Genomic DNA, 15268 nt, shown 5'->3' on the forward strand with positions numbered 1-15268 from the left:
ACTTCGGCAACGAGCGCGCCGTGCCCTCCCGGCGCTTGACGAACGCCCCAAAGGCCCGCGACGATGCCTGAGTTGCCACGCCGTAACGGGAGCCTCGTCATGACTCAGCATGCGTTGTACGTCGAGCTGCACGCGCAGCCCGGCAAGGAAGAAGAACTGGCCGCCTTTCTCGCAGGCGCGAAGCCACTGGTCGAGGCCGAGCCCGGCACGCCCGCCTGGTTCGGCGTGCGCTTCGACACCCGGACATTCGCGATCTTCGATGCCTTCGACGACGAACCCGGCCGCGAAGCCCATCTGAATGGCCAGGTGGCCGCGGCGCTGATGGCGCGTGCGGGAGAACTGCTTGCTGCACCGCCGCAGATCCGCCGCGCAGACGTGCTTGCCGACAAGCTGCCAGCTTGATGCCGGCTTGAAGGCCGCCCGGTGGCCGCCTGAAGCCCGCCTGAAGCCCGTTCGATGCCCGCTTGATGCCCGCTTGAAGCCGCCTGATGCCAACTTGATGCCCTGCCCGCTCGCCCTGGACTGCCTGCGCACGCCCGCGCCTGCCCCGAGCCGTGCGCTTTTACGCACGCCGGGGCGTTCGTGCGCAGCAACCTGCGCTACACGACTATTTTTCCAACCTGTAACCAGCGGCCACGATGAATCGAACTACGGGTAACGAGCTCGTGCGCGGCGCCGAGGAACGGCTCAAGGCCTTGTTCGTGCGCGGCCTCGCCGGCGACACGGCGGCTTATCACGCATTCCTCGCCGATCTCACTGCTCATTTGCGCGGCTTTCTGCGCAAGCGGCTGTTCCATTTGCAGGACGACGTGGAGGATCTCGTGCAGGAAATCCTGCTGGCCGTGCACAACGGACGCCACACGTACCGGCCCGACGAGCCGCTCACGGCGTGGGTTCACGCGATCGCGCGCTACAAGCTCACCGACTACTTTCGCGCGCGTTCGCGCCGGGAGGCGCTCAATACGCCGCTGGACGACGAGCTCGAAATTTTCGCGACCAGCGACGCCGAAGCGGCTGACGCGCGGCGCGACCTGAGCACGCTGCTCGACCAGCTGCCCGACCGCCAGCGCCTGCCGATCCTGCACGTGAAGCTGCAGGGCCTTTCGGTCACGGAGACGGCGAAGCTCACCGGGCTTTCCGAGTCGGCCGTGAAAGTCGGTGTGCATCGCGGGCTGAAGGCGCTCGCGCTGAAATTTCAGAACGGATCATGAAGACAGAGGACCTCATCACGCTGCTCGCCACCGGCGCCGCGCCTGTCGACCGCCATGCGCTGGCGCGCCGCTTCAGCCTGGCGCTGCTCGCGGGCGGTATCGGCTCGACGCTCTTGATGGCGCTCGTGTTCGGCGTGCGCCCCGATCTCGCCAGCGTGGCGGCCACCGCCGTGTTCTGGCTCAAGGTCGCGCTGCCGTTCTTCATCGGCATCGGCGCCCTCGCCGCGACCGTGAGGCTCGCGCGCCCGGGCGTCGCGCCCGGTTACGCGTGGGCGGCTCTCGCGTGGCCGGCGGTGGCCGTGTGGATCGCCGCCATCGTGCTCGTATGGCTAGCGCCGGCCGATACGCGCTTGCCGCTCGTGCTCGGGAAAACGTGGCGCGTGTGCCCGCTCAATATCGCGTTTCTTTCGGTGCCGGGGTTCATCGCCGTGTTCTGGGCGCTGCGCGGCCTCGCGCCCACGCGGCTGCGCGCGGCGGGCTTCGCGGGCGGCCTGCTCGCCAGCGCCACCGCGACCCTCGCCTATTGCCTGCATTGCCCCGAGATGGCGTTGCCGTTCTGGGCAGTCTGGTATCTGCTCGGCATGGCGATTCCCGCATGCGTGGGCGCCTGGCTCGGCCCGCGCCTGCTGCGCTGGTAAAAATCGTTGGGGGGGCGGCAAGCGCCGGCGGGAATGGCATCTGCGGGAATCGCGGCGACCTTCGAAGGAGATGCCGATGGACCCCACCCCTGCTTGCGACGCGACCCAGCCCGACAGCCATGACACACCGCACGCCACAACACTAGACAAAGCCCTCGCGGACGCCGAGGCGCTGTCCGCGCGCGTGCTGCATGCCCTCGAGCGCGTGAACTGGCCCGCGCACCCCGCCACGCTGATCGAAAGCGCCGAAGCAAGCGGCGCGTCGCGCGACGTGATCGACGCCCTGCGCAAGCTACCCGATGAAGCATTCGGCAGTTTTCCCGAGGTATCGGCGTCGATCATCGCCGAGCAACTGCGTGCTCGTGAATCCCCCTAGCGGCGCCGTGGCGCGAAGATGACCCGGCAGGGCCGCCAGCACTGCCCAGGAACGGAAATTGCGCGCAAGGCAATGGCCGGTGGGTACTCTCGGGCCGCCGCGACGCGATCGCGAACAAAGGCACAGCCGCCATGATCGGCCGCGCTGCTCAGGTAAATGACGTAATGGCTACTGTATTGCTCGTCGACGACGATACCAACGCACTCGATGCACTCAAGGAGCTGGTCGGCCAGGAAGGCTATCGGGTCAAAACGGCCGCCGATGGCGCGGATGCGCTGCAAAGCGCGATCGACGATCCGCCTGATGTCGTGATCTCCGACTGCATGATGCCGCACATGGACGGCCTCTCGCTCATGCGCGAAATGCGACGCAGCAGCAAGCTCGCGGGCGTGCCGGTCGTGCTCGTCTCGGCCCTCATGACCCCGCCAGCCGACGCCGGCGTGGTGGGCTTTCTGCGCAAACCGTTCGCAGTCTCGCAACTGCTCGACATTCTGCGGCGCGTCGCGGCGCCCTGAAACGTTCGAGCGCCGAAGCGATGCATGAATGATTGACATCATCCTTGTCGCTCCTCGCGTGCGGCAGTAGTCCAACGGTGTGCGCGCCCGGCCTTAGCTTGCTTCGTGTTCCTGATCGAAAAGCCCACCTCGGCATGCCAAGGCATGGCCGATGCTGTGTAACGAGCGTGACGGGAGCGTGACGGTCTTCGCGCCGGCATGAAATCGAACCCTCAATCCGCATCGCTTGGATCGCGATGCGACTCACCTTACTTATGGAGGCTCGACATGAGCGAATATGCAGGCCGCTCGCAGGATGAACGCGTGGCGCAGCGCAAGCGCGAGAAGCAACGCGCTCAGGAGCCGCCGGGCGGCGACATGGCCGTGCCCGGCACCGAGCCCGACGCCACCCATAGCAGCGGTGAACTCTCGGAGCAAGGCAAGAACGTGTGGCGCCGGGGCGCGGGCATCGACGGCGGCGGCAAAAGCAACTGACCCGCGGCCGCGAGCGTGGACGCATCCTCGCGCTCATTCCTTCGGCAAGCCGGTACACGCCGTGCGTGCCCCATCATCGACAGGGAGAACATCATGGCCTACTCGCAAACCTCTACCGGCGCGCGCATCGTCGGCACCGATCGATCGACGAAGGCGGGCGCGGGCCCCGACGTGATGGCCGCGAGCACACTGGAGAGCGACCGCGTGCTGAGCGCCGACGGCGAAGAAGTCGGCAAGGTCAAGGAAATCATGCTCGACGTGGAGGGCGGACGCATCGCCTATATGGTGATGTCGAGCGGCGGCTTTCTCGGCATGGGCGACAAATTGCTCGCGGTGCCATGGAACGCGCTCACGCTCGATGCGGATCGCAAGTGCTTCGTGCTCGCGTTGAACTCGGAGCGCGTGAAGAACGCGCCGGGCTTCGACAAGGGCCACTGGCCTTCCATGGCCGATCGCACCTGGGCCAGTTCCGTACATCAGTGTTATGGCCGCGAGCCTTACTGGAGCAACGATGCCACGACCTTGCCGCTGGAAGAACCGGGACAAGAGCCGCCCGAAGCCGGAGGCGTGAAGCTCTGACAACCGTGCTTTGATCCCGCGGTTGACCCTGCGACCTGCCGACCGGCAGGCCGCGACATTTCGTGCGAATTGATTCGCATATCAAACCATCTGGCGAGACAGCGGCTCCCACTGCGCAAAGGCTTCCTGCCTCCTTTTACACACCCCGCCGCCAACGTGTCATGCTTACGCTCGCAAGGACAACGACAATAATGCCAGCTCACCATGACATCGATGGACCGCCGTGATTTCCTGCGCGCCGCAGCTGCGGGCGCGACGCTCAGTCTCTTTCCGCCCGCCATCCAGCGGGCGCTCGGCATTCCTGCGAACCACGCGACCGGCACGATTGCGGACGTGCAGCATATCGTCGTCTTCATGCAGGAGAACCGCTCGTTCGATCACTATTTCGGCACACTTCCGGGCGTGCGCGGCTTCTCGGACCGCATCACGGTCCCGCTGCCCGAAGACGCGAACGTCTGGCAGCAGAGCGACGGCTCGCGCAGGCTACTGCCGTTCTACCTCGACAGCAGCAAGGGCAACGCACTGCTCGCGGGCTGCGCGCATACGTGGGTCGACGCGCAGCAGGCCTGGAACAACGGTCGCATGACGCATTGGCCGAAGTTCAAGGGCAACGTCTCCATGGGCTATTTGCAGGCGTCCGACCTGCCGTTCCATTTCGCGCTCGCCAACGCCTTCACGATCTGCGACGCATATCATTGCTCGGCGCACGGCGGCACCAATACGAACCGGCTCTTCCTGCTCACCGGTACGAACGGCCCCACGGCCTCGCCCCATGCCGTGATCAACAACAACGGCTGGGATAATTTGGGCGCATCGGCCACGGGCCTGAAGTGGACCACCTACCCGGAACGCCTGCAGGCCGCGGGCGTGACATGGAAGGTGTACGAGAATCAGCCCGATAACTACACGGACAATCCGCTCGCCGGGTTCGCGAGCTATCGCAAGGTTCACGAAGCAATCGAAGCCTCGCCCGTATTGCCGTGGACGAATGCGCTCGACGCGCGCGAGCCGCTCTATAAGGGTATCGGCAATACGATGCCCGACGGTGGCTTCTTGCAGGCGCTCAAGGACGACATCGCGGCGAACCAGTTGCCTCAGGTGAGCTGGATCGTCGCTCCGCGCGCCTGGTGCGAGCATCCCTGCGTTTCGACGCCCGGCCAGGGCGCGTACTACCTGCAGAAGCTGCTCGATACGCTCACGGAAAATCCGGACGTCTGGAGCAAGACCGTACTGTTCGTGAACTACGATGAGAACGACGGCTTCTTCGACCACGTGCCGCCGCCCTGCCCGCCTTCGCCCAATGCGGACCGCACGTACGCAGGCAAGTCGACGGCAAGCACGCGCCACGAATACTTCAGCATGCCGAACCCGCCCGGCGACAGCAAGCCGGTCAAGCCCGACGGTCTGCCGTTCGGGCCCGGGCCGCGCGTGCCGATGATCGTCGTCTCGCCATGGAGCACCGGCGGCTACGTAAATTCCGAGGTCTTCGACCATACCTCGGTGCTGCGCTTCATCGAACTGCGCTTTGGCGTGCGCGAGCCGAATATCAGCGCATGGCGCCGCGCAGTGTTCGGCGATCTCACGTCTGCGTTTAACTTCAGTACACCAAATGAAAACGCGTTGCACTCGTTTCCAGCGCCAACCAAAGCACAAGCCGATGCACAGCACGCGCAGCAAAACACGCTGAAGCCCGTGCCGCTGCCGCCGCCAGACGCGCAAACGCTGCCGCAACAAGCGCGGATGGCACGACCCTCGCGCGCGCTGCCCTACCGGCTCCATGTGGATGCGAGCGTGGATGGCCGACACGGCAAGGTTCAACTCGAGTTCGGCAACGAAGGGACAGCCGGCGCCGTCTTTCATGTGTACGACCAGCTTCACCTCGAAAGAACCCCGCGCCGCTACACTGTCGAGGCCGGCAAGGCGCTGCGCGACACATGGTTGCCTGCCTCCGCGGACGAAGGCGCCTATCGCTTGTGGGTGCTCGGGCCGAACGGCTTTCATCGCACCTTCGAGGGCAACGTTCGTGCATCCGCACATGGGCCGAACCCTGAAGTGCGCGTGCGCTACGACGTTGCCAATAACGCGCTCGTTCTGGGCATTGCGAATCGCGGCCGCGCTGCGGCCAGCGTCACCGTGACATCCAACGCCTACCTCAACGAGGGGCCGTGGACCTACCCACTGCGCGCCGGAGAACAAGTCGAGGCCAACTGGCCGCTCGCGGCTTCGGGCGGATGGTATGACTTGACCCTCGGCGGAGAAAACGGCTTGATGCGCCGCTTCGCGGGCCGCGTCGAAACCGGGAAGGACAGTGTGAGCGATCCGGCGATGGGCGTTTGAGGTCGCCACAGCAGCCCGGACATTCAATATCGAATGATATAAAATAGTCGACGTTCAAGCCCCACAGGAGCCCGACATGGGCCGCCCTCGCGAATTCGACGAATCCCAGGTGCTCGACGCCGCATGCGCCGCGTTCTGGACCCACGGCTACGAAGCCACCTCCACACGCGACCTGGTGAAAGCCACGGGGCTCACGCAGCCCAGTCTCTACAACGCATTCGGCGACAAGCGCGCGCTCTTTTTGCGCGTGCTCGATCATTATCTGCGCAACACGCTGCGCGAACGCATGGAGCGGCTCGAAGCCACGGCCTCGCCGGGCACCGCGATTACCGCCTTTTTTGGCGAAATCGTGCAGCGTTCGCTCGACGATACTTATCCTCGCGGCTGTCTGATGGTGAATTCCGCACTGGAGGCCACGCCCGAAGACGAAGAACTTCGCGCCGCGCTCACGGCCGAGTTCACACAGATCCGCGACTTCTTCCTGCGCTGCCTCGAAGCCGGGCAACGCAGCGGTGAAATCCCACGCGTGGTGAGCGCGAGCGCCGCTGCGCAACATCTGCTCGCCGTACTGCTCGGCGTGCGCGTGATCGCACGCGTGCATCCCGAAAGGGACTGGCTCGTAGATTCGGTTTCGCCCGCCCTCACCCTGCTCGGCCTGCTCCCTGCCGCCAGCCGCGAGCATTCGGCCGCAAAACACGGCGCGCCGCGCGCGTGATACCCTTGCAACTCCGATTCATTCAGTCGCGGTAAAGCGGTCATGGCCACTTCGTCTTTCATCAGCACCGGCGTCGAGTACGGTTTGCACTGCCTGCTCTATCTCGCCGGCACGTCCGCCGGCGTGCGCGAAGCGAGCGTGCGCGATCTCGCGGAAATGCAGGGCGTGCCGGTCGATTACGCAGCCAAGCTGTTCACGCGGCTTGCCAAGGCGGGGCTCGTCGCCTCGACCGAAGGCATACGCGGCGGCTTCGCCCTTGCACGGCCCGCCCAGGAAATCAGCGTGCACGATGTCGTGGAAGCCATCGACGGCGACAAGCGCCTCTTCGACTGTCGTGAAGTACGTGGGCAATGCGCGCTCTTCGACGACCACGCTCCCGCATGGGCCACGCGCGGCACCTGCTCGATCCACGCGGTCATGCAGGCCGCCGAGCACAGCATGCGCGAAGCACTCAAGCAACACACGCTCGCCGACCTCGCTGCGCGCGTCAACGCCAAGGCCCCCGCTTCGCATGGGCGCCATGTGGTCGAATGGTTTGCCGATCGCGCCTCGAACCGGCGTGGCGAACGCTGATCCTCCCGAGGCGCCCCAAATTCAGCCATGCAAATACCTGTGGCGCCTCGCAAGCGAGGCGCCACATGCTCACATCTCGCGTTGATGGTCAGGCAACGACGATCCGGCGCGGGTCCGCGCTGGCAAACGCTTCTTCACGTTCTGCGCGCGGCGGGTAGATCCATTCCGTGTTGATGCGCTGCTTGAGCGCCTTCGCTTCCTTGCCCGCCAGCTTCACTTCACGCTCCCAGCCCTCGGTATACACGGCGCCCCAGGGCCCGAGATCGAGGCATGTCACGTACTTCGGCTGGCTGTAAGGAATCCTCTCCAGTCCGAGCAGGTCGGCCGCCACGTTGTGGCCCGCCGAGCGCCCCAGATTCATCGCGTGCTGGCACGACATCATCGTGTGGTTGCCCTCGTCGTCCGTGGCCGCGCAGGCCACATCGCCCGTCGCATAGACACCGGGCACGCCCTCCACCGCGAGATGGCGATCCACGTACAGCCGTCCCGCCGCGTCGCGGCGCGCGGGAATCTGCTCGGTGAGCGTGCTCGCGCGCACACCCGCCGTCCATATCACGGTGCTCGACTCGATACGCTGGCCATCCGAAGTCGTAATGCCACCCGCATCCACGGAGGTGACGCCCGCGCCCAGGCGCCAGTTCACGCCAAGTTCGCGCAACGCCTCTTCGATCACCGGCCGCGGCCCAGGACCCAGATCGGGCCCAATCGCCTCATTGCGCTCCACGACGATCACGTTTACTTCGGCTTGCTCACCAAGCGCGGCACGCAGGCGAGCCGGCATCTCCGCCGCCGTCTCGATGCCGGTGAAGCCTCCGCCCGCCACCACGACCGTGTTGCGCGCCAATGTATCCGGTTGCCGCACGAGAGCGCCGATATGGGCTTCGAGTTCGGCGGCCTCGTCGATCTGGTCCACGCTGAACGCGTGCTCGGCGAGGCCCGGAATCGCCGGCCGGAACAACCGGCTGCCGGTCGCGAGCACGAGCTTGTCGTAGGCCATCGTCGAGAAACGACCGTCAACGGTAACGGCCTCCACCTCGCAGCGATCCGGGTGAATGCGCTCTACCGTGCCCTGCACGAACTGCACGCCAACCGCGTCGAAAATGTCCTTCAGCGGCGCCTTCATGTTCGCCGGACCTTCTTCGTACAGGCGCGGGCGAACGTGCAGATGCGGGTCCGGCGCGATCAGCGTGACCTCGACATCGTCCCGGCCGGTCGAATCGATCAAACGCGCCGCGCTCAGTGCGCTCCACATGCCGGCAAACCCGGCCCCGACAATCAAAATGCGCTTCGACATGTTTCATCTCCAGAAAATGGTGCGAGCTTCAGGCCGGCTCGCGCAATACGAGTAAAGGGGGCCGTGGTCTCGCTGCTGAACGATTGAGTGAAACGCGCCGCATCGTTGCAGCGCATAACTCGGATTCTATGAGTCGTAGTTAAAAGACGCAAGACCCACAATTGGGACGCACTGTTGACGAGATCAACAACGATGCACGGGGCGCCCCCTTGCCCTATCGTCAGATCATTGCCGATACTGGTCGATGAGCCTGCACCCAGAATGCAGTTGCGCCGCGACGTCAGGAAACATTCAGGCTTCGCGGCGGTTCAGGAAAACGTCCGCGAGCAAGGCCAGCGTGAGCGCTACCGCTCCGCATGCGAAGATCAATGCATAATTTTCGTGCGAGTGGGCGAACAGCCATGAATACCCATAGCCGCCCAGCGCCTGGAACAGCGCGAAGGCCGTCGTCGCACGGCTCCACGCGGCGCGTTGCTCGAGGTGATCGTGCGGCACGAGTTCGTGGATGCGGCCGAGCGCGAGCGGCACGACACCGGGCGTGAAAGCGCCGAGCACGAGCGTCGCCACGAGAATGGCCCATGTCTGGCTCGACACCGCGAGCAGCGCCACGGCCAGCGCCTGAAGCAGCAGCGCGACACGCCAGGCCGCGCGAAAGCCGATACGGTCGGCAGCCTGCCCGCATACGATCGGCCCGGCGATAGCGGCCACGCCATAGAGCACCCAGTCGTGAGCGCCGGTCGCCGCGCCGTGACCCAGGCCGCGCGCGACGTAGTCGACGAGCAGCACCATTGCCGGCACCAGTCCCAATGCATTCGCCGCGTACTGGGCGTAGAGGAGCCGCAACGCGAACGCGGTGCGAGGCGAGTCGGCGTGTCCGGCACGCGGGGCCGCCGCGTGTTGAGGCGCAGCGGGAGCATCGCCGCGCGGCCAGCCAAACCAGCTAATGGCCGTGAGTACCAGCGCGAGCACGCCGAGACCGATCCATGTGTCGCGCAGCCCGTGCCGCAGCAGCCACGGAATGACCGTGCCCGAAGCCGCGATGCCGAGCCCGAGGCCAAGGAAGATCATGCCGCTCACGAAGCCGCGGCGCGCGGGCGGCACGTGCGGCAGGATCGACGTCGCAACGAGCACCATGATCGCACCTCCCGCCACCCCCGACGTGAGCCGCCAGACGAAGAACCAGCTGACGGAAAGCGGGAACGCACACGCGAAGAACGCGGCGGTCGCCGCGAGCATCAACAAACGAAGCGCGTGGCGGTTCGTGAGCGCATGGGCGATCGGCCTGCCGAGCAGCGCGCCGATTAGATAGCCCGCGAAATTCGCCGCGCCGAGCGTGACCGCCTGCGAAGCCGTGAACCAGTGCGCCTGAATGAGCGGCGGAATCAGCGGGGTATAGGCAAAGCGCGCGAGCCCGATCGCGACGAAGCTGCCGCACAGGCCCGCGAGCGTGGCGAAGAGCGCCCTCGCGTCGAGCGCTTCCGGCGCGTGCGCGCCAAATGTGGAAGGTTGGGTAGACATGGTGTGGACCTCGTAAAAGCGGGTACCCGCGGCGGGTTGGACGCCGGGACGTCGAGAACCGGCGCCGCCAGGCAGAAAAATGTTCATGGCGTCGCTTGCGATTTTTCTATATCGATTGATACAGTAAAGACGAATTCTATATCGATCGAAATAAAATGCAAGGAGAAAACGCGCACTGCCCGCGCGCAGTACACTGCCGGTTCCCCCTTCACGACGGCCGTGCGCTGCGCTGCGCCACGCCTGCCTGTTGCGCGCGCATTCCCGGGCACGCCCGGCCTTCCCACTCAAGGAGCCAGGATGAAAATCGATCTGACTGGAAAACTCGCGCTCGTGACCGGCTCGGCCGCCGGCATCGGTCTTGCGGCGGCCAAGGGTCTTGCCGTTGCAGGCGCGGACGTGATCGTGAGCAGCCGTCACGCCGAAAACGTGCGCGAAGCCGAGGCCGCCCTGCGCACGGCGGCGCCAGGTGCGCGCGTGCAGGGCTTCGTTGGCGATCTGTCGAATGCTCAGGGGTGCGATGCGCTCGTGAAGGCGCATCCGCAGGTAGACATCCTCGTGAACAATCTCGGCATCTTTCAGCAGCAGGACTTCTTCGAGATTCCGGATGCCGAATGGCTGCGTTTCTTCGACACGAACGTGATGTCGGGCGTGCGCCTCTCGCGTGCCTACGCGAATGCGATGGTCAAGCGCGGCTGGGGGCGCATCGTGTTCATCTCGTCGGAATCGGGATTGAACATTCCTGCCGACATGATTCACTACGGCATGACGAAAACCGCGCAGCTAGCGCTCGCGCGCGGTCTCGCCAAGCGCCTGGCAGGCACCGGCGTGACCGTCAATTCGGTGTTGCCTGGGCCGACGCTTTCGGAAGGCGTGGCGCAGATGCTCAAGGAAGAAGTGGCCGCTTCGGGCAAGACGGTCGAGGAAGTGGCCGCGCAGTTCGTGCAGACGCATCGCGCCTCTTCCATCATCCGGCGTGCGGCGAGCGTGGAGGAAGTGGCGAACATGATCGTCTACGCGTGCTCGAAGCAAGCGTCCGCGACGACCGGCGCAGCGTTGCGCGTGGACGGCGGCGTGGTGGACACCATCGCGTGAAAAAGAGCGAGACAGTGCGAATGCCATCGCAAGTTCGCGAACTTGATTCGCGATCCGAAGCATAGGCATTCGCGATGAAGCGCGCCACATCATGGCGCGGTGGCGATATCGTGCGATATTCCGCGAGCATGCGCCCTGTCGCAGCCCGAGCGCCCAGCGTGCGGGCTGCGATGCGTGGCTCGCCGCTTATCCGCGCCGCACGACGCCGAGCAGCAGCGTGACGAGGAACACCACGAGGAAGATGAAGAACAGGATCTTGGCGATGGACGCCGCACCCGCCGCGATACCACCGAAGCCGAACACGGCCGCGATGATCGCGATGATGAAGAAAACAACAGCGTATTGAAGCATGACGTCCTCCAGTCTCCGGTTCGATCCGGCTCAAGGGTGTACGCCGTGCCCCGGCGCCGCGTGCGGCCGCTCGATGCCCGGCATCAGGATAGTGGGTGGCGGACCTGCCCGCCCGTCCCTGCCCGGCCATTGCAGCAATCGCGATGCCTGAACTCGGGACGCGCGCCCCCGGAGATCGGCGACAGAATTCGTTGGTGGACGCGCCCATCGTCTTTGCGCAAGCGGCGTGCCTCGCAACACAAAAATGAGCTGAAGAAAAGGAAAGCCCGCGCGAACGCGGGCTAGATCATGGAGCGCGCCGAAACAAGCGAGTGCGAGTCCTAAGCATTCACACCGTTTGCGGATGCCAGCCGGCATGCTGGAACGCGGTGGCAAAGAACAGCACCTGGTAGCGGATGGAGTTCGACCAGTACGACCACGTATGGCCGCCAGGTCGCTCCGCATAATCGTGCGGCACGCCAAGTGCGACGAGCTTTTCATGCAGGGTGCGATTCGACTGCACGAAGTAGTCGCTCACGCCGCAGTCGATAGTGAGCGCGATATGGGTGTGCTCGAAGTCCTGCGCGCTATCCACGATGGCGTTGCTGTTCCAGAACGACGCGTGCCGCGTGGGGTCGCCGAATACGTGAGCGATGCCGGGTTCGTCTTCGCTGTAGCGCGGGTCGACCGCGCCGCTGATGCTGCCGGCCGCGCCGAACGTGTCGCGCCGGTCGAGCGCGATGCGCAGCGCGCCGAAGCCGCCCATGCTGAGGCCCGTGATCGCGCGCGCGTCGCGCCTCGCGATCGTGCGGAAATGCATGTCGATATACGACACGACCTCGCTGCCCACATAGGTTTCGTAGCGGCTGCGCGGATCGAACGGGCTGTCGATGTACCAGCTCTCGTTGCCGCCGTCCGGCATCACGAGCACCACGTGATAGCGGTCGGCGAGCCTCGCGATGTGGGTATTCGAGGTCCAGTCGGCGTAGCTGCCGCCGGAGCCGTGCAGCACATAGATCACCGGGTAGCGCGTGGCCGGCTTGCCGCGCGCATAGTCGTCGGGCAACACGACGGTCGCGTCGAACGTGCGCTGCATGGCGGCACTGGGGATCGAAACGATACGCGTCTGGTACGCCCAGACGGGAGCGCTGAGTAGCAGCGCGAAAATGAGCCAGCACGCGCGGACGATAGCCATGAGAAGTCGCTCTTGTGTTGACTGCCACGAAAGACAACGGCTTCCGGCGACTCTAGCAAGGGCCACTTACAACCAAATTTCATCGCGCCCTACGAAATGTCAGCGAGTGCGCGAGAGTGCACACCGCGGCGCACCGAGCGCTACCTACCCCACATTCGGCAGAGCGCATCTGGCGCATGGCTTTCATGTTTCGCGGCAAGCGCTTTCAGTCGCCGTTGCGCCGTCTGCGTCGCAGCCGCCCCTCCGGCTCGCCCCCATGCAGCAACCCCTTTTGCCGCGGCGTGAGCGGGTCGTGCAGGCACGGCTCCGCGTCGAGTTCCTGCTCGAAGCGCTCCCACATGCCGGCCGGTGTGTTCGCCGTGCCCACGCGCGTGCCGATCGTGAGCCGGATCTGGTTGGCCCGGCCGATGGTCGAGCGCAGCCGGTGAATTTCCCATAGCAACCGCAGCACGACGGGCGTGGGGTTCCGGTCGTAGATTTCAGCCAACTCCGCTGCCGTGAGCGGAGGGAAGCGACGATGATCCTGTCCCATTTTCCGCGCCAAACTACTGTATATCCGTACAGCCTATCACATGTCAGAATTACTCTGTAGGACGGGACGGAGAGACGACCATGTGCACGAACTACGCCGCCGCACGCCGCGACTACCTTTTCCGGCATTACGGCGTCATACCGCCGGACGACCCGTGGCGCGACGAGATCTACAAGGACTATGCCGCGCCGGTGATCCGCCGTGCGAGCGCCGCGGCCGAAACGCGGGAAGCCCTGCTGGCGACGTTCGGCATGGTCCCGCGCAAGCACATTCCGCCCGGCGTAAAGGTGTTCGACACGATGAATGCGCGCGCCGAATCGGTGGGCGAGAAACGCAGCTTCAGCGGTGCGTGGAAGAAGTTGCAGCTCTGCCTGATTCCGTGCGCGGCATTCTTCGAACCCAACTACGAAACCGGCAAGGCCGTGCGCTGGCGCATCGGCCTTGCGAACGGCGTGCCGTTCGCCATCGCCGGCTTATGGCGCGAATGGGACGAAGGCGACGCCGGCAAGGCGTACTCGTTCACGATGCTCACCGTCAACGCGAACGATCACCCGCTCATGAAGCGCTTTCACAAGCCCGGCGACGAAAAGCGTTCGGTGGTGATCGTGCCGCCCGCCGACTACGACAACTGGCTTGCGAGCCGTTCGACGGACGAGGCGCGCTCGTTTCTCAATCTCTATCCCGTGGAGGGCATGGCTGCCGAGCCGGACCCGGCACCACCGCGTGCGACTCCGAAACCCGTTCGAGCCGACCCATAGCAAAACGACCCGGCTTTACCGGGTCGCTTCGCATTCCATGACAATCGAGCGCGTGACGAAATCAGAAATTGAAGTTGTCGATATTCGAGGCGTCGAACGTCGTGGGCGGCCCGAGAATCACTTCGCCGCCCTTGCCGATCGTGCGCTTGCCGAGCTTGCCCGCATCGAATGACTCGCCTTCCTTGCCGCTGATGTTGCCCGAGGCGAGATTGGCCGCCGCATACGAAGCCAGGTATCCGAGTGCACCCGGGTCCCAGAGCTGGAACGCCGTGACGGTGCCGTTCTTCACGAACGCACGCATCTGGTTAGGCGTGCCGAGCCCTGTCACCACCACCTTGCCCTTGCTCGGCGAGGTCGAAATATAGCGCGCCGCCGCCGCGATGCCCACTGAGGTAGGCGCGACGATCGCCTTCAGGTTCGGATACGCCTGCAGCAAGCCTTGCGTTTCGACGAAGGACTTCTGGTCGTCGTCGTTGCCGTAGGCGATCTTCACGAGCTTCATCTTCGAATACTCGGGCTTCTTCAATTCCTCCTGCATCCACTTGATCCAGGTGTTCTGGTTCGTCGCGTTCGGCGTGGCCGAGAGAATCGCGAACTCGCCTTCGCCGCCCATCAGCTTCGCGACGAGCTGGATCTGGCCGCGGCCAATGCTCTCCGCATTCGCCTGGTTCACGAAGATTTGCCGCCCCTCGGGCGCGGTGTCCGAGTCGAACGTCACGACCTTGATGCCCTGGGCCATCGCGCGTTTGAGGTACGGCACGAGCGCGTTCGCATCGTTGGCCGCGATCACGATCGCGTCCTGATGCTGCGTGGTGAGCGTATTGATGTATGAGACCTGCGAGGACGCGCCGGCATCCGAGGGGCCGACCACCTTGCCGTCGCCCTTGAACTCCTTGATCGCGTCCATGCCGCCGTTGTCGGCGATCACCTCGTAGGGGTTGTTGATCTGCTTGGGCACGAAGGCTATTTTCAGCCCATCCTTGATGGCGGCCGCATGCGCCGCGACGCCGCCCCCCATTAGCATCGCGCACAGCAGCGCCGTGCACACGTGACGTACTGGCTTCCTCATGAATCGTCTCCTCGATGGATACCGGAAACATCCGGTTGATTGACTGCCTGTTTCCGCCTGCT

General features: G+C 64.9%; 18 protein-coding genes. 12 read left to right on the plus strand and 6 right to left on the minus strand.

Going from position 1 to position 15268, the window contains the following annotated elements; genetic code table 11:
* Positions 1-99 precede the first annotated feature (99 nt).
* The 10 genes from VMJ11_RS22950 (at position 100) to VMJ11_RS22995 (ending at position 7418) form a co-directional block, all read left to right on the plus strand.
* Complete coding sequence (locus VMJ11_RS22950) at positions 100-402, plus strand: antibiotic biosynthesis monooxygenase (protein WP_325622073.1); 303 nt, start codon at positions 100-102, stop codon at positions 400-402.
* A 236-nt stretch (positions 403-638) separates the two neighbouring features.
* Positions 639-1211 (plus strand): sigma-70 family RNA polymerase sigma factor, encoded by a 573-nt coding sequence (locus VMJ11_RS22955; RefSeq protein ID WP_325622075.1) that lies wholly within the window; start codon positions 639-641, stop codon positions 1209-1211.
* The gene (locus VMJ11_RS22960; protein WP_325622077.1) at positions 1208-1849 is read left to right on the plus strand and encodes a DUF1109 domain-containing protein; all 642 of its coding nucleotides are present in this window, start codon (positions 1208-1210) and stop codon (positions 1847-1849) included. The genes VMJ11_RS22955 and VMJ11_RS22960 overlap by 4 nt, the downstream gene beginning before the upstream one ends.
* Before the next feature lie 76 nt (positions 1850-1925).
* Complete coding sequence (locus VMJ11_RS22965; protein WP_325622078.1) at positions 1926-2225, plus strand: DUF2795 domain-containing protein; 300 nt, start codon at positions 1926-1928, stop codon at positions 2223-2225.
* A 164-nt stretch (positions 2226-2389) separates the two neighbouring features.
* Positions 2390-2740, plus strand: a complete 351-nt coding sequence (locus VMJ11_RS22970) for a response regulator (protein ID WP_325622079.1) — start codon at positions 2390-2392, stop codon at positions 2738-2740.
* A 267-nt stretch (positions 2741-3007) separates the two neighbouring features.
* Positions 3008-3214: a hypothetical protein gene (locus VMJ11_RS22975; RefSeq protein WP_325622081.1), complete on the plus strand. Its 207-nt coding sequence runs from the start codon at positions 3008-3010 to the stop codon at positions 3212-3214.
* Positions 3215-3307: 93 nt separating this feature from the next.
* Positions 3308-3793 (plus strand): PRC-barrel domain-containing protein, encoded by a 486-nt coding sequence (locus VMJ11_RS22980; RefSeq protein ID WP_325622083.1) that lies wholly within the window; start codon positions 3308-3310, stop codon positions 3791-3793.
* Between the two features lie 204 nt (positions 3794-3997).
* The gene (locus tag VMJ11_RS22985; RefSeq protein ID WP_325622085.1) at positions 3998-6130 is read left to right on the plus strand and encodes a phosphocholine-specific phospholipase C; all 2133 of its coding nucleotides are present in this window, start codon (positions 3998-4000) and stop codon (positions 6128-6130) included.
* Between the two features lie 76 nt (positions 6131-6206).
* Positions 6207-6845 (plus strand): TetR/AcrR family transcriptional regulator, encoded by a 639-nt coding sequence (locus VMJ11_RS22990; RefSeq protein WP_325622087.1) that lies wholly within the window; start codon positions 6207-6209, stop codon positions 6843-6845.
* 42 nt (positions 6846-6887) lie between these two features.
* Positions 6888-7418 (plus strand): Rrf2 family transcriptional regulator, encoded by a 531-nt coding sequence (locus VMJ11_RS22995; protein WP_325622089.1) that lies wholly within the window; start codon positions 6888-6890, stop codon positions 7416-7418.
* Positions 7419-7506: 88 nt separating this feature from the next.
* Here VMJ11_RS22995 and VMJ11_RS23000 read toward each other — a convergent pair whose 3' ends face one another.
* Positions 7507-8712: an NAD(P)/FAD-dependent oxidoreductase gene (locus VMJ11_RS23000; protein ID WP_325622091.1), complete on the minus strand. Its 1206-nt coding sequence runs from the start codon at positions 8710-8712 to the stop codon at positions 7507-7509.
* A 291-nt stretch (positions 8713-9003) separates the two neighbouring features.
* On the minus strand, positions 9004-10230 hold the full coding sequence (locus tag VMJ11_RS23005; RefSeq protein WP_325622093.1) for a YbfB/YjiJ family MFS transporter: 1227 nt from the start codon (positions 10228-10230) through the stop codon (positions 9004-9006).
* A gap of 297 nt (positions 10231-10527) precedes the next feature.
* Between VMJ11_RS23005 and VMJ11_RS23010 the strand changes: the two genes are divergently transcribed.
* Positions 10528-11322 (plus strand): SDR family oxidoreductase, encoded by a 795-nt coding sequence (locus VMJ11_RS23010; protein ID WP_325622095.1) that lies wholly within the window; start codon positions 10528-10530, stop codon positions 11320-11322.
* A gap of 186 nt (positions 11323-11508) precedes the next feature.
* Here VMJ11_RS23010 and VMJ11_RS23015 read toward each other — a convergent pair whose 3' ends face one another.
* The 3 genes from VMJ11_RS23015 to VMJ11_RS23025 form a co-directional block, all read right to left on the minus strand.
* Positions 11509-11673 (minus strand): DUF1328 family protein, encoded by a 165-nt coding sequence (locus VMJ11_RS23015; protein ID WP_325622097.1) that lies wholly within the window; start codon positions 11671-11673, stop codon positions 11509-11511.
* Positions 11674-12001: 328 nt separating this feature from the next.
* Entirely contained in the window at positions 12002-12847 is an 846-nt protein-coding gene (locus tag VMJ11_RS23020; protein WP_325622099.1) for an alpha/beta hydrolase family protein, read from the minus strand.
* Between the two features lie 205 nt (positions 12848-13052).
* Positions 13053-13379 carry a hypothetical protein gene (locus VMJ11_RS23025; RefSeq protein ID WP_325622101.1) on the minus strand — a complete coding sequence of 109 codons (327 nt, stop codon included), beginning with the start codon at positions 13377-13379 and terminating at the stop codon, positions 13053-13055.
* Between the two features lie 80 nt (positions 13380-13459).
* Between VMJ11_RS23025 and VMJ11_RS23030 the strand changes: the two genes are divergently transcribed.
* Complete coding sequence (locus tag VMJ11_RS23030; RefSeq protein ID WP_325622103.1) at positions 13460-14137, plus strand: SOS response-associated peptidase; 678 nt, start codon at positions 13460-13462, stop codon at positions 14135-14137.
* 61 nt (positions 14138-14198) lie between these two features.
* Here the strand turns inward: VMJ11_RS23030 and rhaS are convergent, their stop codons facing one another.
* Positions 14199-15206 (minus strand): rhamnose ABC transporter substrate-binding protein, encoded by a 1008-nt coding sequence (gene rhaS, locus VMJ11_RS23035; protein WP_325622105.1) that lies wholly within the window; start codon positions 15204-15206, stop codon positions 14199-14201.
* Positions 15207-15268 lie beyond the last annotated feature (62 nt).

The organism is Paraburkholderia sp. (genome assembly GCF_035501035.1).
Lineage (GTDB): Bacteria > Pseudomonadota > Gammaproteobacteria > Burkholderiales > Burkholderiaceae > Paraburkholderia.